This window comes from Peredibacter starrii (genome assembly GCF_034259205.1).
Taxonomy (GTDB): domain Bacteria; phylum Bdellovibrionota; class Bacteriovoracia; order Bacteriovoracales; family Bacteriovoracaceae; genus Peredibacter; species Peredibacter starrii.
This window is the reverse complement of the sequence record NZ_CP139487.1, coordinates 1795713-1815213: the sequence shown is the minus strand read 5'-3', so window position 1 is coordinate 1815213 and position 19501 is coordinate 1795713. Positions and strand designations below refer to the sequence as shown.

Annotated in this window: 18 protein-coding genes; 5 read left to right on the top strand and 13 right to left on the bottom strand. The window is 43.5% G+C overall.

Annotation, left to right across the window (positions count from 1 at the left end):
• Positions 1 to 6: 6 nt before the first annotated feature.
• Positions 7 to 822 carry a PDZ domain-containing protein gene (locus SOO65_RS09195; RefSeq protein WP_321399609.1) on the bottom strand — a complete coding sequence of 272 codons (816 nt, stop codon included), beginning with the start codon at positions 820 to 822 and terminating at the stop codon, positions 7 to 9.
• Positions 823 to 1077: 255 nt separating this feature from the next.
• Between SOO65_RS09195 and SOO65_RS09190 the strand changes: the two genes are divergently transcribed.
• Positions 1078 to 1329, top strand: a complete 252-nt coding sequence (locus tag SOO65_RS09190; protein ID WP_321399607.1) for a hypothetical protein — start codon at positions 1078 to 1080, stop codon at positions 1327 to 1329.
• On the opposite strand, the gene SOO65_RS09185 is transcribed toward SOO65_RS09190, so the two are convergent.
• Together SOO65_RS09185 and SOO65_RS09180 are read right to left on the bottom strand one after the other, a co-directional pair.
• Positions 1326 to 2480: an L-dopachrome tautomerase-related protein gene (locus SOO65_RS09185; RefSeq protein ID WP_321399606.1), complete on the bottom strand. Its 1155-nt coding sequence runs from the start codon at positions 2478 to 2480 to the stop codon at positions 1326 to 1328. The two genes, SOO65_RS09190 and SOO65_RS09185, sit on opposite strands and share 4 nt — an antisense overlap.
• A gap of 64 nt (positions 2481 to 2544) precedes the next feature.
• Positions 2545 to 2784: a hypothetical protein gene (locus SOO65_RS09180; RefSeq protein WP_321399604.1), complete on the bottom strand. Its 240-nt coding sequence runs from the start codon at positions 2782 to 2784 to the stop codon at positions 2545 to 2547.
• A 170-nt stretch (positions 2785 to 2954) separates the two neighbouring features.
• Here SOO65_RS09180 and SOO65_RS09175 point away from each other — a divergent pair, with 170 nt between their 5' ends.
• Positions 2955 to 3251 (top strand): hypothetical protein, encoded by a 297-nt coding sequence (locus SOO65_RS09175; protein ID WP_321399601.1) that lies wholly within the window; start codon positions 2955 to 2957, stop codon positions 3249 to 3251.
• A gap of 18 nt (positions 3252 to 3269) precedes the next feature.
• Here the strand turns inward: SOO65_RS09175 and SOO65_RS09170 are convergent, their stop codons facing one another.
• On the bottom strand, positions 3270 to 3530 hold the full coding sequence (locus SOO65_RS09170; RefSeq protein ID WP_321399599.1) for a hypothetical protein: 261 nt from the start codon (positions 3528 to 3530) through the stop codon (positions 3270 to 3272).
• A 71-nt stretch (positions 3531 to 3601) separates the two neighbouring features.
• On the bottom strand, positions 3602 to 5023 hold the full coding sequence (locus SOO65_RS09165; RefSeq protein WP_321399597.1) for a phospholipase D-like domain-containing protein: 1422 nt from the start codon (positions 5021 to 5023) through the stop codon (positions 3602 to 3604).
• A gap of 201 nt (positions 5024 to 5224) precedes the next feature.
• Between SOO65_RS09165 and SOO65_RS09160 the strand changes: the two genes are divergently transcribed.
• A complete protein-coding gene (locus SOO65_RS09160) occupies positions 5225 to 7477 on the top strand; it encodes a zinc-dependent metalloprotease (RefSeq protein ID WP_321400193.1) in 2253 nt (750 codons plus the stop codon).
• A 53-nt stretch (positions 7478 to 7530) separates the two neighbouring features.
• Here the strand turns inward: SOO65_RS09160 and SOO65_RS09155 are convergent, their stop codons facing one another.
• The 6 genes from SOO65_RS09155 to SOO65_RS09130 all read right to left on the bottom strand — a co-directional run bounded on the left by SOO65_RS09155 (position 7531) and on the right by SOO65_RS09130 (position 15340).
• Complete coding sequence (locus SOO65_RS09155; RefSeq protein WP_321399596.1) at positions 7531 to 9411, bottom strand: potassium transporter Kup; 1881 nt, start codon at positions 9409 to 9411, stop codon at positions 7531 to 7533.
• On the bottom strand, positions 9408 to 10268 hold the full coding sequence (locus SOO65_RS09150; protein ID WP_321399594.1) for a polysaccharide deacetylase family protein: 861 nt from the start codon (positions 10266 to 10268) through the stop codon (positions 9408 to 9410). Before SOO65_RS09150 ends, SOO65_RS09155 begins: the two co-directional genes overlap by 4 nt.
• A 235-nt stretch (positions 10269 to 10503) precedes the next feature.
• The gene (locus tag SOO65_RS09145; protein WP_321399591.1) at positions 10504 to 10908 is read right to left on the bottom strand and encodes a BON domain-containing protein; all 405 of its coding nucleotides are present in this window, start codon (positions 10906 to 10908) and stop codon (positions 10504 to 10506) included.
• Positions 10898 to 11464, bottom strand: coding sequence for a hypothetical protein (locus SOO65_RS09140; protein WP_321399590.1), 567 nt, complete (start codon positions 11462 to 11464; stop codon positions 10898 to 10900). Before SOO65_RS09140 ends, SOO65_RS09145 begins: the two co-directional genes overlap by 11 nt.
• Positions 11461 to 13914: a PAS domain S-box protein gene (locus tag SOO65_RS09135; protein ID WP_321399588.1), complete on the bottom strand. Its 2454-nt coding sequence runs from the start codon at positions 13912 to 13914 to the stop codon at positions 11461 to 11463. The genes SOO65_RS09140 and SOO65_RS09135 overlap by 4 nt, the downstream gene beginning before the upstream one ends.
• Positions 13915 to 13975: 61 nt before the next feature.
• Positions 13976 to 15340 carry an APC family permease gene (locus SOO65_RS09130; RefSeq protein WP_321399586.1) on the bottom strand — a complete coding sequence of 455 codons (1365 nt, stop codon included), beginning with the start codon at positions 15338 to 15340 and terminating at the stop codon, positions 13976 to 13978.
• 355 nt (positions 15341 to 15695) lie between these two features.
• Between SOO65_RS09130 and SOO65_RS09125 the strand changes: the two genes are divergently transcribed.
• Both SOO65_RS09125 and SOO65_RS09120 read left to right on the top strand, forming a co-directional pair.
• On the top strand, positions 15696 to 16550 hold the full coding sequence (locus SOO65_RS09125; RefSeq protein WP_321399584.1) for a protein-glutamine glutaminase family protein: 855 nt from the start codon (positions 15696 to 15698) through the stop codon (positions 16548 to 16550).
• A 12-nt stretch (positions 16551 to 16562) separates the two neighbouring features.
• Positions 16563 to 17870, top strand: a complete 1308-nt coding sequence (locus tag SOO65_RS09120; protein ID WP_321399583.1) for a hypothetical protein — start codon at positions 16563 to 16565, stop codon at positions 17868 to 17870.
• A gap of 41 nt (positions 17871 to 17911) precedes the next feature.
• Here the strand turns inward: SOO65_RS09120 and SOO65_RS09115 are convergent, their stop codons facing one another.
• Positions 17912 to 18613, bottom strand: a complete 702-nt coding sequence (locus SOO65_RS09115) for a DUF481 domain-containing protein (protein ID WP_321399581.1) — start codon at positions 18611 to 18613, stop codon at positions 17912 to 17914.
• A 42-nt stretch (positions 18614 to 18655) separates the two neighbouring features.
• Entirely contained in the window at positions 18656 to 19456 is an 801-nt protein-coding gene (locus SOO65_RS09110; protein WP_321399579.1) for a phospholipase A, read from the bottom strand.
• Positions 19457 to 19501 lie beyond the last annotated feature (45 nt).

Genomic DNA, 19501 nt, shown 5'->3' with positions numbered 1-19501 from the left:
TGGTTCCTAATTTTTACAAAGTTTATTTTCTTTCACGTCTTTCTTTTTACAAGCATCACCGATGATTTTCTTTTCGGCCTCGCCGACAAAGCTTGTGACGTTGTCTGATTTAAGAGTGGCAGTTTTCTTCTGACCTTCACGTAAGAACTCCACCTTCACCTGACGGGATTTATCACTGAATAAATGAATGAGTTGATAAACTCGATCAATACGTACTCCATTCGCCCTTAAAATAATATCACCTTCATCCAGAACATTATGGTTAGGTGAATCGGCGATGACCTTCTGTACCTGAAGGCCACCTTTTAAATCCTTCACTAAGTGCTTCATCTCATCCGCCGGCACTTCCCGAAACATGACCTTCGGTCGCCACACTTCCGCTTCACAAGTATAAAGCACGTCTATGTTGGGATAGACCAAAGTCTCATTCCAGGTATCAGTGGAGATGGTATTGAAACTGGCCCCCACTCCAAACGTCGAATATCGACTATAGTAGGGATACATACCGTAACCACCATAGTACGTCGGTCCAAAGGCACTGCCTGTGGTGCGAGTAATTTCTTTTGCCTCTGTGCGATCATAGATATCAAGAATATTGGCGGTTCTTCCGGCCTCGTTCTTACAATTTTCTATCGCATGGAATTCAGCATAGAGACGGGCATTGGCCACTTTCGTGTAAGAGTTCGCGCGGAAGTTTGAGATTCGAATGCCGTCTTCTTCACGGTCATCAAAGCCTCGACCTTTTTTTGCTTTTTGATAGGGAGTTGGATCATTACTTGAACAAGCAATGGCAGAAATCAGGATTAACCACTTCCAGTTCATGGGTAACCTCCAAAAATAAATGGCCATCTTACGATGGCCATTTCGTCCAAGATGTATTTCTACATTGTGCTTTTCAAATGATGCTTTTCAACTTCTCTTGAGTCACACTCCTGAACTTACTTTTAAGTTACACCCATGAGTTCTGAATGAAAAATAATGGATTCAAAATTTAAAATGAAGATGGCCGACTTTTGTACAACTTCAGCGGACGTAATGTTTATAAGGATTAAAATGATTTTAACCAAGGAGGATGGAATGAAATTATTTCTATCAAGCATTCTTACTCTATTAATTACTCCTACCGTCTTCGCCGTTGGAGAATATGTCCCGGATGAAAACCATATGACTCCGGATACTATCCAAAAAGAAGAGGCCGAAATAGAAGAGCAGGAAGAGGCCCTGGATGAAAGAAAAAAACAATTAGAGAAAGAAAAGAAACATCAAGATGTTCCGCTTTCTGATCCAAAGTTACTTCCGAATGAACGGAAAACAATGGATCAACCCTAATTAGTGGACTTCGGAAGTGCCACCTTATAAATTCTGAAAGTCATCTCATCCACTGGCTTCCCGGCAGGAGCGTCCTGAAGTAAAGAGTCAGTGAAGATGAGATTATTATGGGCATCAATGGTAAAAGTATCGGGCCATTTAATTCTTTCATCCTGAATCAGAATTTTCATCTCACCACTTGGTGTTCGATAGGCCACGGCATTTCGCTCGAGATCGGCCATATAGAGATTTCCATTCTTATCAAAAATCATTCCATCCGGAGCGGGTGTTACTCCTAACTTCTCTACTTTCTTAATCACCTGAGTCTCATCTTTTGCTGATGTAGCGAGAGCATCGACCGGTACGCGGTAAAGCGTATAACCAGTTAGAGCATGGTAGTAGAGTTTATTATCAACGGGAGATAAGGCGATTCCATCTGAATGGATCTGAGGTTTGGCACCATCTGCTTTTAGAAATTCTTTCTTCTCCACCGTTAAAGTCACGTTTTCAGATTTAGTTGAAGGATGCTTATCCAGAAAGCGGCGCGCTTCACCGGTTTTCATATCCAGAACAACAATGCCGCCGATCCCGGAATCAGTGATGAAAATTTTCTTGGTCTCATCATCCACTCGTAGGTCATTCAGATATGAGGTCTTAGGTGCCACCGTCTCATCAAATTCATAGGTGCGCTTTAATTTATTGGTCGCAAGATCAAATTCATAAAGCTTGGCCTTCCCTATAACTTCCTTCATTTCCGGGCTACTTGGATCTAAAACGTAGAGGGAGTTCCCATGAACCTGAACAGACTGAACACAAGTAAAGTGATTTTTTTCCGGTTTCCCATTCCACGTGTTCCAGGATTCATTAGGATATGGTCTGTGAGTTCCATCCGGCATGATTTCTACCACAGAGAAAGGAACGTCCGAGCGCCAACGAGGAAAACTCGCAAACATTCGTCCGTCTTTTGCGATGGCAATGCCTGTGACTTGTACTCCTCTGAACTGAGCGATCTCAAGAAGTTCAGGTTGAACTTCAGTGGGAAGAGTTCCTTCGACTTTTTTATCAAGCACCAATTGGTCTTTGTCCTTACTGGTAAAATCCTTCAGCTCTTTTTTTGAAGCGCAACCAACCATCACAAAACCAGTAAGCAATAAAGAAGCGACCTTTATCATAAGAATCCTCCAATGGTGGAGTTATCCTAGGAAAACGGTCGCGATTGTCCAATGTGCAGTGAGACTATTCGTAATGCAGCCAATTACGGAAATACAGAATTGGGTGATGCCAATCAAAATGACGCACAACCGGTCTTGCGCGCGTTTTGAATTCCGGCATCGAATACTGCTCGTGATGCTCTAAGCGAATGATTTGATCAGTGTTTTTATCAACTCGACTCACTGAAAGGAACATCCCAATGGGGAAGAGAATCCAGAAACTCATGGCGATGATTGTTAAGATGATTTCGAGAGTATTTCCCATAAACATCCTCCTGATAGTAATGATGCTAGCACTTCGACTACTCCCAGAAATCTTAATTACTCCTTGGGTAATGACAGACTTAGTGGGTCTTAGAATTTTGAGAGACATTAAAGTTTAATAACCTAAAGCGTATCGTTTAGAGTGAATAATGCTTAACCAAGGAGCGGTTTATGAAAACGTTAATGCTAATTATGTCTCTCATCTCTCTAATGGTGTTCTCTATCGGTTGTAACCGTAGCGAAAACAAAAGCACCACAGGAAGTGACATTCAAAGAGAGGAATCTCGTGCTGACCAAATCTCAGATGAAGCTAACGAAGACATCCGTGAAGAACAAGAGGATGTAAATGAGGAAATGCAGGACGTCCGTGATGAACAAAAAGACGTTGAGAAAGAAGAGCTTGATGTAAAACAAGAATATGACGATGCTAAAGGTAAAGTAAAAGACGAAATGAGAATGGAAGATTAAGATCTATCGGGCCTGGATTTAAGTCCAGGCCCTGTATTTTGGTTCCGTCTGGAAATAGTTCATTAAATCTAAATCCCCTTCAAAACCAAAATTTCCTAAGAAAATGCTACGGTGTTTTTGCAGAAAGTTTTTCTGTCCCGTTTTATAAAGTTCAACTGAGTGGTTGTAACAAAGTGGAAGCGTTTTCGAATTACCTTTCCCATCAAAAATTTGATCATGGGTAGTACATTCGGTCTGCTCTTGATGAAACTTACATACAAAACAACGATTATCTTTCATAAGAGTGGTATCGGGCCGAATATATTCCAACCTTAATTATTCAAGAAATCTTATAGGCCCCTTAAGGTTGTCTACAAGAAGTCGAAATAAAAGCTTTTAGTTAGGATGCCCATGAGATCCCAGTCCACTTCATATTCCTCAGGACGCTCGAAATGAATCGCCTCTTGAATCCCCGTCTCGAAATGCTCCGTTAGCTGCTCTGAGAGGTTTTTATCGAAGATTACCGCCACGTTCTCAGCATCAAAGCGAAGGGATCTGGGATGTAAGTTGAAACTTCCAATCATACTGATCTTTTTATCAACAATCATATACTTAGAGTGAAGGGTCTCATGACCTTTCTTGAGATAAATCAAGGCCCCCATATCGGCGGCACCTCGAGCACTGTGCATGATCGACATTCTCACCAGTCCCTCATCCACACTGGTCTTGGAATTGGTATAAATACGGACCTTAACACCTCTTTTAATGAGGTTCTCAAGTTCCTTTCTAATTACCGGATCCATGATGAAATAGGCATTTTCAATATCAACTGTTTCCTGAGCATCACGCAGAAGCTTCACCACTCCAGTATGGATGTTATGATAAGCGTTCTTGATGGCAGAGCCAGGATGCTGATCCACAAATGTGACAGGAACACGACCAGCAGGTCTGTCGGTATAGTCAGGTAACATATAATCAAGGTTTCTACGGAGCTTTTTGAACTCATCCAGCTGCTTGTTCCAGACATCGACAAAACGATTATCCGCTGACAGGCCTGAAGCGTCCCCTCTGATATAGAGATCAAGATCTCTCCACTCAGAGTCCTCGCCCATATGAGAATAGTTGTTTCCAATATTCATTCCACCCACAATCACATGTTTCTTATCCACGATCATGAGCTTTCTATGGTTTCCATTGGCGCGATATTTTTTACTTTTCCAGCGGATGACCTTAATTTTCCCTCTCGTGTTTTTCTCCATGCGCTTGAGCAGCTTCTTGCCTTTCATATTGGCAATATTCCCGTCCACGATTACACGAATGTCCATTTCAGGGTTTCTCTCAAGCGCACTATACAGAAGTTGCTCGAACTCTTTACCGGTTTCATCGTCATAAACCGCCCAGACCAGAACATGGATGCTCGACTGAGCATTATTAATCAGTTCCCGGCGAAGTTCAAAAGAGCGTTTATTTTCAAGGATCTCAAAGTGATCAGCAGAAGAGATGGCCGAATTCGTGATGAAAGTAAAATCTGTTTCATAATCACCACAGTCCACATTCTTACAAGAAGCGTTCTTTAAAGCATCATCGATTTCTTTAGCGATGGAGGTCCATGTAGAGACGTTAGGTTGAAATAAAGTATCAAAGGTAAGACCACGACTATCGAGACTTCCCTTTACCATTGAGTCGGCCAGCATCGTATAACGAGCGAACTTCTCCCAAAGGGTATCTTTATCTTCTGCTATAGCAGAAACGCTTAGTGAACCAAGAAGAAGTAAGGTAAAAAGATATTTCATGGGCCTCATTATAGATAAATAAGGATCAGTGAGTGGTAAGATTGAAGATTCTTCTAAGACTGTCAAAAAATTAGACACCCTAATCCCCTGATTACTATTAAAAATAAATAATCGTGTAAGTTTTTCTAAGCTTTCCGTCTTGACCCTAAATTTAGGTATGATCCCCGTGCTCAACAAAACATCGGAGTGTGTGTGAAGAAAATGAAATCGTCTCTTATTGCTGTCTCTGCGTTGGCCCTTCTAGCATCTGCCTGTAATGTAGACAGTGTTTTTCAAGCTAAGTCTAAAAAAAATAAATCAAATCGCGTAACTAATGATTCTCAAAACGTTAACCAGATTATTGGTGATGAAAACGTTGAACTTCAGGTCATTAACGAGGCCCAACTTAAAGAGATGGCCCTCAGTAAGTCGATCCTTTCCATCTCTAACCCAAAGACCCTTTCGGTCCTTAATAATCTTCCGGATGCTCCTAAGTCAGCTGACAGTATTCAGAAATCTCGCAAGATGATGAAAGTTGCTAACGAGAACACTCTTTATGTAGGTTTCCCGATCGGTATGATTGGTGAGCAGAATATTTTTGGTGGTGTCATCACAAAGGTCACTGATAAAGAAAATGAAAATCTTGGTGGGTTAAAGCTTACTGACCTTTCACCAATTCACGTTCGTACCCTTATCTCTCGCTTGCCTGATGGTAACCCGGCACTGACTCTAGTTGGTTGTTCGGCCAAGTGTACTGAAGACACTGAACCAAATGCACTTCTAAGCATTCCTATCGTTGGTTTTAACCAGGAAGCGGGCATGTTGATCCTGGATCTTTCGGCCATCGGTCGTGAGCTGGACCTGATCTCAATGCTTGATCCAACTGGTGAGTACACTGAGCTTAAGGCGATCTCTTCAGAAACAACTGAAGTTGATTATGATCTAAAGACCCTGGTGTTTGATATCAAAACAAAAATGATTCCGGTAAAAGCGGATCCATCAGATACATCGATTAAGACCACAGACTTCACGACTCGTTGGTATCTTAAACTTGGATCGGCCTTCAACCCTGCCTTCGTTTCTCGTTCGGCGGCAGAAGGTGTTGGTTTCTTCGGTACTTCAAGAAGTGCCAATGAAAAGATCACTCGTTTCTCGACGACATCAAACGGAACTGCGGCCGCTCCCGTTAAGTACTATATCAAGAACGTTCCAGCTGAATTTAAAGGAACATTCGCCCGAGCCATGGATTCATGGAACGTAGAATTTAGAAACACTATTGGTAAAGACCTCATTAGCTACGAGTTCATTGATAAGGATGACCCTCGCTCAGAGCAGCTGATCCCGGGTGACATTCGTTACAACATCATCGAGTGGGACCTTGAAAACAAAGCTGGTTACGGAGGGCTAGGGCCATCAATCGCGAACCAACACACTGGTGAAACTCTGTCAGCGAACGTTCTGGTACAAGGTCCAACGATTGTTGAACTTTACTCTAAGTGGTTTGCTGAATCGAAGAAGATCAATGCACTTCTTGCTCAAGGTGAAACTCGCAAGGCCAATGAACTTACAAAGGCCTTTAATGTGGCCGCTCAGAAAGAACTTAGTAAGCGCACTCAAACTCAGTTCAAATTGAAACTGGGTAAGGCCCTAGAGATGACTGTTCACTCACAACGCAGCCACCTTGAAGATCCTATCGTTAAAGGTCACTTCGAAGTTGTTCCGGCCGGCATGACATATGAGACCTATATGGAAGGTTATATGCTTGAGATCGTGGCCCACGAAGTTGGTCACAACCTAGGTCTTCGTCACAACTTTAAAGGTAACCTAGGCGCAGTTGAAAATGGTGAAGAAGGTTCAGTATCACGTTCAGTGATGGAATATCTAGGCCGTGGTTTCCGTTACCTCAACACAATTGGTTCATATGACCGCATGGCGATCGCTTATGGATATAAAGGTGTAACTCCTAAGCATAAAGATTGGTTCTGTACTGATGAAGACCAGGGTTACGATAAGCTTTCAATGCAGTTTAAGTCTCCTGAGTGTTCGAAGTCAGATGCTACAAGTGACCCGTTCTCTTTCTGGGAATCACGCATTAACCGCGTACTAGATCTTGTACTTGATACAAAATCAAACGCTGCTCCGGTTTGGAAAGTTGAAGAGGTTGCGGCCCAGCTTGATGAGGCGATCTCTGGAATGTATGCATATGCTCTAAGTGCAGAAAGAACGGCCGATAGTTGGACAAACTTCTTCGGTAAGTTTGACCGTCCTGAAACAAAAGAAGAAGTGAAGGCCTACGTTCTTACTCGCATTAAGAAACGTCTTTGTAGCACTAAACTTTCTGACCTGATTAACGCTAAAGAATCAGCGGAAGCTCAGAAACTTGCTCAGGACAACCTGGATGCGGTTCTTAAAGTAGTCGCAACAAAAGCTTCAAGCTTTGAGCTTTACACTGCTGAACAACTAAGCTGTAAATAGTAATCAAAATGAAAAGGCCACCCCATTGGGTGGCCTTTTTTTATGGAACAGAATTAAAGCTCGATCACTGAACCAATCTCAACTACTCGCTCACGCGGAAGTTGGAAGAAGCGAGTCGCAGGTTGAGCGTTTCTCGACATCACCGCGAAAAGTCTCTCACGCCAAAGCATCATTCCCTTTCTCTCAGTGGCAATCAAATGCTCACGACCCAGAAAATAGGTCGACTCAAACGGCTTTAGCGTCAGATTATGAGCAAGTACCAGATTCTGAAGATCATGGGGAACGTTTGGCAGATCCATGAAACCATACTCAATGGCAATTCGATAAATGTTCGGGCCAATGTCCTGAAGCTTCACACGGTTTGAAACCGGCACGTGAGGAATATCTGAAGTATGGACCGATAGGAACACCAAGTGCTCGTGAATGCAATTAAAGTGACGGTAGCTTTGATAAAGTGTCGGTGGCACGTATTGAGGATGCCCGGACATATAAATCGCGACTCCTGGGACACGTACCGGCCTCTTAGTACGAATCTCAGTTAAGAAATCCGGAAGCGGCATAATAAACTCGAGCATACGCTCGGCCAGAATCTGACGTCCGCGGTTCCACGTCGTCATCAGAGTATAAAGAATGATCCCCACAAGAAGCGGGAACCAACCACCGTGAAGGACCTTAAGTAAGTTCGCGCCAAAGAATGAGCCTTCAATCACAAGGAAGAAAGCACAAAGCGGCAATGCCACCAGTGGCGACCAGTTCCAGGCGTATCTGGCCACAAAGTAGAAAAGTATCGTGGTGATAACCATGGTGGTTGTTACGGCAATACCGTAGGCCGCAGCAAGGTTACTTGATGATTTAAAAGTTAACACCAGGACAATACAAGCAATCATGAGAAGGAAATTAACCGTTCTCACATAAATCTGACCAAACTCTTCTTCGGAAGTGTGATCAATCGTTACACGTGGGATGTACTGAAGTTGAACTGCCTGCATGGTTAGTGAAAAAACACCCGTAATAAGGGCCTGTGAGGCAATGCATGTAGAAAGAGTCGCCATGACCACAAGTGGAATCAGGGCCCATTCAGGGGCCATTAAATAGAAAGGGTTCTTCACTGCCTCTGGATTTTGAAGGATCAGAGCACCTTGTCCAAAGTAACAAAGAATCAAACAAGGAAGGACCACTGCGAACCAGGCAAGGCGAATGGGACCCTTACCAAAGTGACCTAGATCCGAATAGAGGGCCTCACCACCGGTCACACAGAGGAAGACCGATCCAAGTACAGTAAAACCTTTAAAGGCATTTACGTGAAAGAACTTTATCGCGTAATAGGGATTCACTGCTTGAAGAATCGAAGGGTCCTTGGTGATTTGATAAATCCCCAGGATACCAATGATAATGAACCAGGTAAGAGTCAGAGGACCAAAAATTTTACCGACGACGGCCGTACCATGCCGTTGAATCGAAAAGAGCGCAATCAGAATCACGATCGTTATTGGAATGATATAAGAATGCAGGGCCGGGGTAATGAACTCCAGACCTTCAACAGCGGAAAGTACTGAGATCGCCGGCGTAATCATCCCGTCACCATATAAAAGTGCCGTTCCAAAAATACCAAACAGAGTCAAAACCTTCAGAAGGTTTTTAGATTTAATCGAAAGATTTTGGAGCAGGGCCGTTAGTGCCAGAACTCCACCCTCTCCCTGGTTATCAGCACGAACAATAAACACCAGATACTTAATCGACACCACCGAGATGAGTGACCAAAAGATCAGGGAAAGAATCCCGTAAACGTTCGTGGTATTTACCAGAAGATCGTGAGTGTGGTGGAAAGATTCTTTGAACGCGTAAAGCGGACTGGTTCCGATGTCACCGTAAACAACGCCAAGGGCGGCCAGGCCCATGCCCAGTTTTAATTTCGAGTCTTCATTTGATTTCATAGTTTGCAGTTCTTGGTGATTCGGAATTCTTCAACTTCATCGATGCGTGGAAGATTAATATTACGGGCCTGGGCATATTGAATGAACAGCTCAAGACCATTGATGGATGGCTCTTGAACGTCATGTTGAAGGATCACTCCTCCGGCCGGAGGATTTTTTAACTGCACAGGGTTTTTTACATACACCCCGTTCACGCGTTTAAAATCAATATAAGTACCGCCCTCGTTATGGGCAATAATATTTTGAGCAACCTCTTGTCCCGTCATTCCTGGAACCCAATCACTTGTGTCCACGTCCCAGAAGGCCATGTGAATACAGTTTTCACCCATAAGTTCCTGAGAAACTTCTTTCAAAGCATTGATGTGGTGATAGTCACTGCGAGTGCCATAGTCCCCGTATGGGAAACGGTAATAAAACTTTGTGAATTCATGGCCCGCCAGCTTGTACCATTTGGCGAGATCCACGAATGATTGTTTCGTTTGTTTCTTCCATTCCTCTTTCTTTAGATCCGCCGATCGATCATGAGTCGGTCCATGAGAAGCAACGATATGACCCTCGTCCAGCATGCGCTTGATGAGCGGGAATGTTTCATTGTTTAGTTTTGAAGTAAGTACAAAAAATGTCGCCTTCACCTGGTACTTGTTTAGAACATCAAGAATTTGTTTTGTACGAGTGGGATGAGGGCCATCATCGAAAGTCAGAACAAATGTATTACTTTTATAAAGAGAAAGTGCACGATACGGCATCATTCCACGATCGGCAGAAGTATAGGTTCTATCTTCTGGATACTGGAATACCTCTTGAAGAGAAGCTTGAGCTTGAAGAGCAAATAACAATAAAAAGCAGAGGTATTTCATGCGCAAAACATACTACTTAGGCATACTTAAGTTAAGATTCAAGGCGTTAAGTTTGTACGATTTGTAACTTTTTCTGACAAGCTTGAATTATTGATTCAACCTGTTTATTTTCCGCTCCATGGAAAAAGTGTTAGATAAATTCTCAAATCCAAACTTGTTGTTGAAAGTTATCTTTCTAATTATGGGCGTTTTAGGCGTTCATATTAAGTTTCTTTCATCTTTCATGGGTAACCACTTAATCGCGCCCTAAGTCGCTTGGAAGAATTCCGCCATGGGTCTTCACGATAATTTCCGAAGTGACTTCACCCACCCCATGCACTAATTTGACGACCCCAATCGCATAGTCCCGTTCTTTTTGAGATTTCATTGTTCCACTTAACTTCACCTGAGAGTCATTGACGGTTACGGTAACGTCACTCGCATCCATTTTATTACTATTGTGAAGAAGTTCTTTAACCACTTGTTCGATTTCCTCATCTCGAATTGGTCGCGATATGTGTTCAGGAGTGTTTGCCTCTTCAGCAGAGAGATCAAGATCTTCTTCAGACTCGTCTTCAAAAATGCGCTCATCCTTCGTGTAATCTCGACGGTCCCATTTACCCTGATCGGTGTGAAAACTAGATTGATCTCTATTTGGCATCGATACCTCCTAGTAAGAAATCATAATTATCCAATTGAAAGAAAACCGAAAGGTCCTCCGTGTCCGACCAATAGGTCAGGATTTCTTTAATGCCAACGATTCCAAAAATACGAGAACGGTTGGCCACCAGAAATAATCGGTTAACATTTTTATGCGCTAAATCTGTCATGAGAAAATGCTGATCGTTTTTCTTGAGCAGAAGTCGGTGAACTTTTCGCTCACCAGTAATGCCATTAAAGAGATAAGTAAGTTTTATTGTTCCACCGGTTTCAAGAGAAAAACGTTCTACTCCTAAACGGACCGCTTCCATCCCATTTCGCTCTTCTAGTACGACTCCACCATTTAGAATTTCATCGGCCCAGATGATCCTGTCTTCCACAACTCTCCCCGGCGGGCGAGAGGTCACATAACGAATGCCTTCAATCATTTGACGTTCGTCCGTCATAAGATAGAAGGTCTTGATGTCCTCATCAAATTCAGAAGTAATCATCGCCATTTTTTGTTCACCGGCGAAGGCCATGGACGATAACAATAGAAATAAAAAGAAAATTTTCATGTTGAAGCGTTCCCTAGGTATATTGGTATTTCGACTCTAAAAGTTGATCCTCTGTTGACTTCACTTACGACTGAAATATTCCCCAAATGGGCCTCTACAATTTCTCGGGAAATATAGAGTCCAAGACCAAGGCCTGAAATATTACTGGCCTGAACTGCGCGCTCGAATCGATCAAAAACTTTACTTAACTTGTCCTGGGGTATCCCCATTCCTTGATCTTTAATTTCCAGTACGACTGAGTTGGACATTTTCTTCAAAGTCACTGTGACAGGTTTTTGCTCCCCATACTTTGCGGCGTTGGTGAGAAGATTAATAATGACCTGTTCAATTCTCATTCTATCGCCAAGGATAGTGAGCCCATCTTCTATCGAGCAGGTGAGTTCACAATGAAACGACTTCATATGTTCCCGGTAACGAGAGCAGACTTCTTTCAAAAGATGTGAAAAATCGAGCGGTAAAAACTTGTAAAATATCTTCCCCATCTCAATTCGCGAAACATCCAGAAGATCTTCAATCAAAGTCGTAAGACGATTGACCTGATCATTGGCCTGATCTAATACGTGAGCGAGTTTTTCTGCCGAAGGACCTGCACCAGTTGCCGGATTAACGGACTTTCTGGTCATTTGAAGGAGAAGCTTAATTGAGGTGACAGGTGTTTTAAGCTCATGAGAGGCAATTGATAAGAACTCATCACGGGCGGCAATCGCCTTTTGAGCAGTTCGGTAGAGAAGAGCATTCTCGATAGCGACCCCCGCCTTTCTTCCTACTTCCTCTGAAATCAGAAGAGTTTCCTGATCATAAGTTCGATCTTTATCTGCCAGGTTTAGTGAAATGGCGCCATAGATCTTGTCTCCATAGATGATCGGTATCGCCATGGCCGAATGAGTGCCCAACTCCCGCAGGATTTTCAAATGCTCTTCATCGAGCGCCAGACGATTCAATTCCTTATCTGTTACATCATTAAAAAAATAGGACTTCCCTGTCTTTAGGGTCTGCTGAAAAGTCGGAGAATTCAAAATGGTGCGACTTCCGGGATAATGGGAGAGCTTTTCTATGAGGTGTTGTTTTTTTAAGTCCCAATGATGGATGGCAATTCTTTCGATCGTTCCTTCCTCTTTTATAAACAAAATAGAGCACCAGTCTCCCAGGAAAGGAACTATGGTCTGAGCAAGTTTCTCCAGTGTGTCTCGAAAATCAAGTGACGAGGCCAGCACTGAACTCACACTTGCGAGGAAAGTGGCCTTTTGTTGAGCACGTTCTTTTTCTTTACTTAAAGTTTGCTCTCGGGCCATTTCTAATCGGAGATCTGCTGCGGTCTTCCAGTCTGTGATGTCTTCAGAGAACCCCAATAAATAAATGGGCTCCCCTTCTTCATTTAAGAGTGGAACTTTTTTTGTCCGGAGGTACTTCTTACCATGCTTGGTGCTGATTTCTTCTTCCGTGATTTGAACCAGTTTTTTCCCAGTGAGAACTTCTTTGTCTTTATTGGTAAAAAAATCCGCCTGCTCCTTAGGAAAAAAATCATAATCATTTTTACCTAAGAGATCATTCTTGCTATAGCCCAAAAGATCTTCGCCGGCCTTATTGAAGTGTACGAAGCGCAATTCCTTGGCGTCTTTCACAAACATCATATGAGGGACATTTTCGATAACGAGATTTAAGAACTCGCGGGATTTAACCAACTCACTCGAGGTCTCTTTGACCAGTTTTTCAAGTTCCTTTACCGCTTTCTTTTTTTCTGAAATATCTCGGGCGATGGAATAGACCAGATTAGTTCCAGGAATTGGATGACCCATCCACGAAAGCCAGATATAGGTGCCATCTTTTTTTCGATAACGGTTCTCAAAGTCCTTAATCGGATGACCCTCGTCCATCGCCTTCAGGGCCTTCTTAGTAATCTCGAGATCATCCGGATGAATCAGCTCCAGAAATTTACGGCTCAGTAGTTCCTGCTCGGTATAGCCAAGGGTCTTCTCAAAGGCGGGATTGATCTCTTTAAAAGTGCCGTCGACTCCTGCAATACAGATGAGATCAGTGGAAAATTGAAAGATCCCCCTGAGTTTATCGCCTTCCTCATCTACGGCCACACTAGTAAAACCAGTTTTCACTTCACTAATGTCCTGAGAGACACCGATGATCTCCTGACTTTCTGGACGGTAACTTAATTCAGTTTGAAACCAAACACTTTGTCCGGAAGGTCGAAAGAATCGATGTTGCATAACAACCTGATGCACTTCTTTGACTCGTCCAAAACATTTATTAACTTCTTCGTGATCGACCGAATGGATGTAATCGAGAATATTTTTTTTGGGGATGAGACCAAGGATTTGGTCCGCATTGGGACTGAAGCTTTTAATCAAAAGCCCGTCCTGATCAACAGACCATAGGATGGTATGCTCCATCCTTTTGAACAGGGCCTCAGAGTTTAGATCTGATTCAGACTTCTTCACTCAGCTTGTTTCGCATTCAGCGAGTGAAGAAGCACCTTAATTTGAATTGAATTGCTTTGCGCTAATTGACCCGGGCCATTGAAGCGCGACTCTTTCTTTTAAAAAGATAAAAGACTGGAACACCGGAAAGGATGAAGCCCAATCCGATTAAAGATTCACGAGGACTGGTCCAAACAGTGTTCACAAGAAGGAGCAGGGCCAGGATGATAAAGATGATCGGCACCACCGGATACCCAAGAGTTTTATAAGGACGGTGTGCATCAGGTTTACGTTTCCGAAGGACAAACACCACTCCTGTCACCATGGCATAAAAAATCCATGATGAGAAAACGACATAGTTCGTTAGCTGATCGAATGTTCCAGACAACGCGAGAAGCATTGAAACAATGCCTTGAATAATAATTGAAACCACCGGAACCAATGTCACGTCATTAACGTTGGCCAGCTGTTTAAAAAACAATCCATCTTTTGCCATGGCATATGGAACTCTTGCTCCCGCAAGGATTGAACCATTCATGGCCCCCATGGCCGAAAATACAAAGGCAGCGGAAAGAACTGTAATGCCGGAGGTTCCAAGGAAAGTCATGGCCGCTTTTGTGGCGACAGGATAGGCATCAGGAAAAGCATCTGAGTTGGAAGTTAGAACTTCAGTGAAAGGAAGCGCATAAAAGTAGGCCACATTTGCCACACAATAGATGGCAAGAATCACCAGCATTCCTAAACCAAGTGAAAGCGGAATATTTCTCTGCGGGTTTTTAATTTCCCCTGCCACCATAGGAAGGTTGTTCCAACCGTCATAGGCCCAGAGAGCGGCCAGGGTCGCAGCACCAAATGCCGACCAACCAGTGAAACCAGAAATTGCAGGCGTTGTTTCAGTTAAGTGAGAAAAACTTCCGCCATTTGAGAAAATAAAGATGCCAGCGGAAAGGCCAATGATGATGAGAATTTTAAGTCCTGTCATAATCGCTTGAACGCGACCACCGAAAGCAACACTGAGGCAATTAATCGAAGAGAAAACAATGATCACGATAACAGAGGCCGCGGCACGACCTCCAACGATTGAAAGATCCACTGCCCCACTTAGGAAAGTCATGCCACCAACCGCATAGGCAGCAATCGAGCCCGGTGAACCGATCCAAAATCTCATCCAACCATATAAGAAGGCCCAGATATCGCCATAACCTTCTTTAAGATAGACATACTCTCCACCAGCGTCCGGCATGAGAGTTCCAAGTTCAGAGTAGGCCAAAGCACCGGCGAGAGATAACAGACCTGCGACCACCCAAATGACCAATACCATTCCTGGACTACCTACCAGGCTCGACATGGTGGCGGTTTTTAAGAAAACACCGGTTCCAATAATACTTCCTACAACGATAGAGGCGGCATCAACGAGGGTCAGACCTCGAACCAGTTCTTTCGACATTTTTCTCTCTTTGTTTTTTTGGGCTACAGATAATTCTAGAAATTTATTTTGGCGATTGGCAAGAAAACCTGAGCATTAAACCTCTTTGTCAGAAAATTACACTTTTTTTGGACCTCGACACTGATCTCCGATGAAGGAGTCAGAGCATTTAATGGATCGCATGTGCTCATCTGCAAAACAGGCCATCAATTGAAAATTAAAACGATTCAAAGCTTTATTGCATATTTTCCAGATTTCTAAGGTCCGTCTTTGCGCCCATCTTTCGGAATCTAAAGAGAGAGCTTAAGTAGACAGGAAAAGGTCAACTTCACATGATACATGGGCTGTTCGTACGTAGAAAACAATGGAGGGTTCTATGCGTGTTTTCGGACTACTGTTTTGTTTCCTGAGCTTGCCTCTCTTCGCTGGTACTCAACTTACGACTCAAATTTACGACATCGACTACGGTAAAACTGCTCAAGATGAAATTCTGATCTTCCTTACGAGCGGGAATGTCGTGAAAGTTAAACGTGAAGATCAGGCCCTTTTAAAAAAATTTACGGCAGAAAAATCTGCCAGACGTTGGTTCACATTCACTATGGATGATGATCGGTTTGTGGTAAAAATGGATCCGAGTGAAACACCACCACTGCCTCCAGAAGAAGATGAGAAGTTCTTCACTCCCATGAACACGACCAGCGAGTATGTTCCTACCACTATCAAGGACATGGACACCGCCAAGAAATATTTCAAAGAGGCACGCTATAATCCAAAAGACTCTCAGTGTTTTAACCGTGCCATGGTTTGGAGTTATGAATGGTGGAGAAAGCACAGCTTAAAATCAAATAAGATCCTGATCTTCTTTACTCGTACCTATATCCGTCGTTACAACTTTGAATGGTGGTTCCACATTGCTCCTTACGTTCATATCAAGGACGGAGACAAAGTGGTTGAACGAGTAATGGACGTGAAATATTCCCGCGGCCCGATCGAATTCACAAAGTGGACCAATATTTTCATGCGTAACGATGCCCCTTGTCCGGTCATCACAAAGTACAGCGAATATGCTGACTTCCCTTATACAGGCGAGTGCTACATCATCCGCACACACATGTACACTTATCAACCGGCGGACCTACAGATGTACGACTCCTGGGGATATCAAAAAGATAAATTCAACATGGATGAAGTCAGAGGCGCGTACTTAGAGGCCTTCGACGAAAGAATTTAAGGAGAGAATGTCATGAAAAAAATTACCAAAAAGCTTCTCCCTGCCCTCGCTGTTCTCTCCCTTATGACTTCCTGTGGAGAAAAAGATTCTTCTTCCAGCAAGTCGCCCACTGAGGGAGACGTGGTAGAGCGACAAGAAGAAGCGGCGGTTGATGGATCCAATATTGATGGATTCTACCAGGCGACCTTTCAAACCATGAATGGTCACTTAGTGGGTACCATTCCCGGCTCGGCTTCTTTCACACGTAAAGAAGACAGACTCTTTGTTTATCTAAGATTGTTTGCCGGAGCTCCCAAGGCCTGGCACATGCAAGGTGTGTATACCGGAACGAGATGTCCGACCGCTGCCGATGATACAAACGGTGATGGATTCATTGATATCAATGAGGCCTATAATGTCGTAGGAAAACTTCTGATTCCTCTGGATTCAGATCCAAGTACTCAAGCTGGGGGCCGCGCCTTCTATCCACTGGGTGACCCTTCAGGAAGTTATCACTATGAACGTGTTGTGAGCTTCCGTCGCTTCCTGACCGATCTTCAAAGTGAAGACCGTGAACCGGGTGATCACATTGCAAAACTCGGTGCGGGCCAGGGCCTTGCTCTTGAAGGCAAAGTGGTCATGATCCAAGGTATTAGTGAAGAGACCGATCTTCCGGACACTGTTGGAACCTTCGGCAGATGGCGTGCCTTCCAAACTCTTCCGATCGTTTGCGGTATTTATAAAAAAATTGGCGAGACTCCAGGTAACCCATATGTGACAGATGAAATTCCAGGTCCAATTGCTGAAGTTGATGAAAACCAGGATCGTCCAGCACCTCCTGAAGCAGGTGAATCTGATCCATCAACCGGTACGACAACTGGTGGCGGAACTAATGAATCTGATGATGGCCAGGGTCCAGTATCAGATGGTCAGGATGGCACAGTCTCGGGCGGAACCAGTGGAGGCTCATCTACTGGCAGAACTTCTGGTGGAACATCAGGAGGCCGTGAAGAAAGTACTACTGGTGGAGGAACAACTTCAGGTGGAACATCTGGTGGCTCTTCCGGTGGCAGAACAAGTGGCTGGACAGGCGGAGGCTTTGTCGGGGGATTTGTGGGTGGATTCGTCGGAGGATCTTCAGGCGGTAGAACAAGTGGCGGAGGAAGTGGCTCTACGACAGGTGGTCGTGAGGGTGGTTCATCTTCTGATTCAACTTCATCATCGTCCTCATCAAGTGAAACAACAACTACCACTACTGGAAGTTCGTCCTCAGGTAGTGGAAGCTCTTCTTCCACCGGGACATCAACCGGAGACAGTTTAGATTCTAGCTCAGGAGTCTGAAACCGCTGGGAGCATGACCAAAATCATGCTCCCCTATTTCATTAAAACTTAGCAACAATAGATGTGGTCTGAGTGTAATCGTAGTTCTTAAATCCAAGAAACGCCGGACGATTATCATACATCCCTAGATAAGCGATCTTCAGAGAAAATACCGAATTAAGAATTGAAGTTAATGAGGCCTCTCCGTTGACCATATAGTCGCGAGAGTCTGTGAAGTTTGGAATGTATTCAAGCCAGAACTTGTATTGAACCGTGGCCGAGACCTTGTGGTTCCATTCGTTATAAAAACGACCTTTGTTATCGTAAGTGTTTTCAATCGGAGCATAACGATCTTCAATCGTATATCGGTAACCCAATTCAGAGAAGAAGGTCTTCATGTCCGTTTTGATGTAATAGTATTTGGCGCCAACGTCGGAGTTGTAACGAGTTTTGATGCCTGTGAATCTGTTTCCTTCAATCACTTCACCCAGAGTAAGAGACAAATGCTCACTTAAAGATTTTTCAACTCTTCCGTTTCCGTCCCAGTTTCTGGCAGAAACACCATTATTGGTTTCACCATAAATGTAGTGACCGCCGAAAGTGAATTTGTGAGATGGCCAGGTGTAGATGTTAACGGTTTTAGCATTGGCAGTTTGAACGTCAGAGTTACCACCAGTTTGAACGTAAGCAAGCTCAGATTCATTTGTAAGTTGCGCGAATGCCTGCGAGCTTAGCAGCAGCGCTAATAGAATGAAAAAACGCATAAATGTTCTCCTATGAGGAGCACAACGCTACAACATTTATGCTTAGAAGTACAGCATTAGACCCAGTCGATGCTCCGTGCGTCGCTTGTTGTAACCAAGTAAATTTTCACCATATCCTTCGAATCTTTGAAAATAAATGGAGGGATTAAAGTTATCACTTCCTACTCTATAGATGAGTCCAATTTGATAGGCCCCCTGATCAATGTCATAGATCTTCTTACCGGCATAGGCCCTGACTTCAAGGTCCAATCTTTGTTTCTCAATATGAACCAAGTCTGAAAGATAAAAGAGTGCGTCCCAGTATCCATAGTGATCGACAATATCTTCATTGGTCGCATCTTCATTATAAATATTGTAGATCATGATGACGGCACCAACATTATGACGACGAAATTTTGTGGCAATATTAGAACGAATAAAAACTCGGTCCAAAGAACGAGAATCCTCTTTATCCTGGCCATTGGAAGTGTGAAGCCATCCAATATCAAAACTCTGAAAGAATCCGGTTTTTGTTTCCAATAAACGGTAGAACAGTTCCGGTTTATAGTTCACATCTTCAAAGGGTCTCGACTCTTTCCAAATGTCCCAGAACATAACTTGTGAGTAAGCAAAATAAAGATCAAGAGACCTCGCCAGTCGATACTTAAAACTAAACTGAAGCTTCAAATCATCATCACCAAAAACAAAGTAGGTGGGTTGATGGAAGGAAAACTTTTTATTCTGATCGACCCCAAAAACCGACTCAATGTTTTTCTCAGTTTCTAACTCTTCAGGTTTGGGGGGCTCACCCTGGGCCCAAGCTCCAAGGGTCAATAGGGTTAAAAAAAGGGCCATTAATTTCATAGGCTTACTCTTTATAGGCTAAAGCTTTAAGGAAGATTATCCGAC

What these genes read in the sequence shown, in the direction of transcription:
- SOO65_RS09165 (WP_321399597.1), bottom strand. Translation starts at nt 5,023, where the DNA reads ATGAAATATCTTTTTACCTTACTTCTTCTTGGTTCACTAAGCGTTTCT.
- SOO65_RS09180 (WP_321399604.1), bottom strand. Translation starts at nt 2,784, where the DNA reads ATGGGAAATACTCTCGAAATCATCTTAACAATCATCGCCATGAGTTTC.
- SOO65_RS09190 (WP_321399607.1), top strand. Translation starts at nt 1,078, where the DNA reads ATGAAATTATTTCTATCAAGCATTCTTACTCTATTAATTACTCCTACC.
- SOO65_RS09130 (WP_321399586.1), bottom strand. Translation starts at nt 15,340, where the DNA reads ATGTCGAAAGAACTGGTTCGAGGTCTGACCCTCGTTGATGCCGCCTCT.
- SOO65_RS09160 (WP_321400193.1), top strand. Translation starts at nt 5,225, where the DNA reads ATGAAATCGTCTCTTATTGCTGTCTCTGCGTTGGCCCTTCTAGCATCT.
- SOO65_RS09125 (WP_321399584.1), top strand. Translation starts at nt 15,696, where the DNA reads ATGCGTGTTTTCGGACTACTGTTTTGTTTCCTGAGCTTGCCTCTCTTC.
- SOO65_RS09120 (WP_321399583.1), top strand. Translation starts at nt 16,563, where the DNA reads ATGAAAAAAATTACCAAAAAGCTTCTCCCTGCCCTCGCTGTTCTCTCC.
- SOO65_RS09110 (WP_321399579.1), bottom strand. Translation starts at nt 19,456, where the DNA reads ATGAAATTAATGGCCCTTTTTTTAACCCTATTGACCCTTGGAGCTTGG.
- SOO65_RS09175 (WP_321399601.1), top strand. Translation starts at nt 2,955, where the DNA reads ATGAAAACGTTAATGCTAATTATGTCTCTCATCTCTCTAATGGTGTTC.
- SOO65_RS09115 (WP_321399581.1), bottom strand. Translation starts at nt 18,613, where the DNA reads ATGCGTTTTTTCATTCTATTAGCGCTGCTGCTAAGCTCGCAGGCATTC.
- SOO65_RS09145 (WP_321399591.1), bottom strand. Translation starts at nt 10,908, where the DNA reads ATGCCAAATAGAGATCAATCTAGTTTTCACACCGATCAGGGTAAATGG.
- SOO65_RS09150 (WP_321399594.1), bottom strand. Translation starts at nt 10,268, where the DNA reads ATGAAATACCTCTGCTTTTTATTGTTATTTGCTCTTCAAGCTCAAGCT.
- SOO65_RS09195 (WP_321399609.1), bottom strand. Translation starts at nt 822, where the DNA reads ATGAACTGGAAGTGGTTAATCCTGATTTCTGCCATTGCTTGTTCAAGT.
- SOO65_RS09140 (WP_321399590.1), bottom strand. Translation starts at nt 11,464, where the DNA reads ATGAAAATTTTCTTTTTATTTCTATTGTTATCGTCCATGGCCTTCGCC.
- SOO65_RS09155 (WP_321399596.1), bottom strand. Translation starts at nt 9,411, where the DNA reads ATGAAATCAAATGAAGACTCGAAATTAAAACTGGGCATGGGCCTGGCC.
- SOO65_RS09185 (WP_321399606.1), bottom strand. Translation starts at nt 2,480, where the DNA reads ATGATAAAGGTCGCTTCTTTATTGCTTACTGGTTTTGTGATGGTTGGT.
- SOO65_RS09170 (WP_321399599.1), bottom strand. Translation starts at nt 3,530, where the DNA reads ATGAAAGATAATCGTTGTTTTGTATGTAAGTTTCATCAAGAGCAGACC.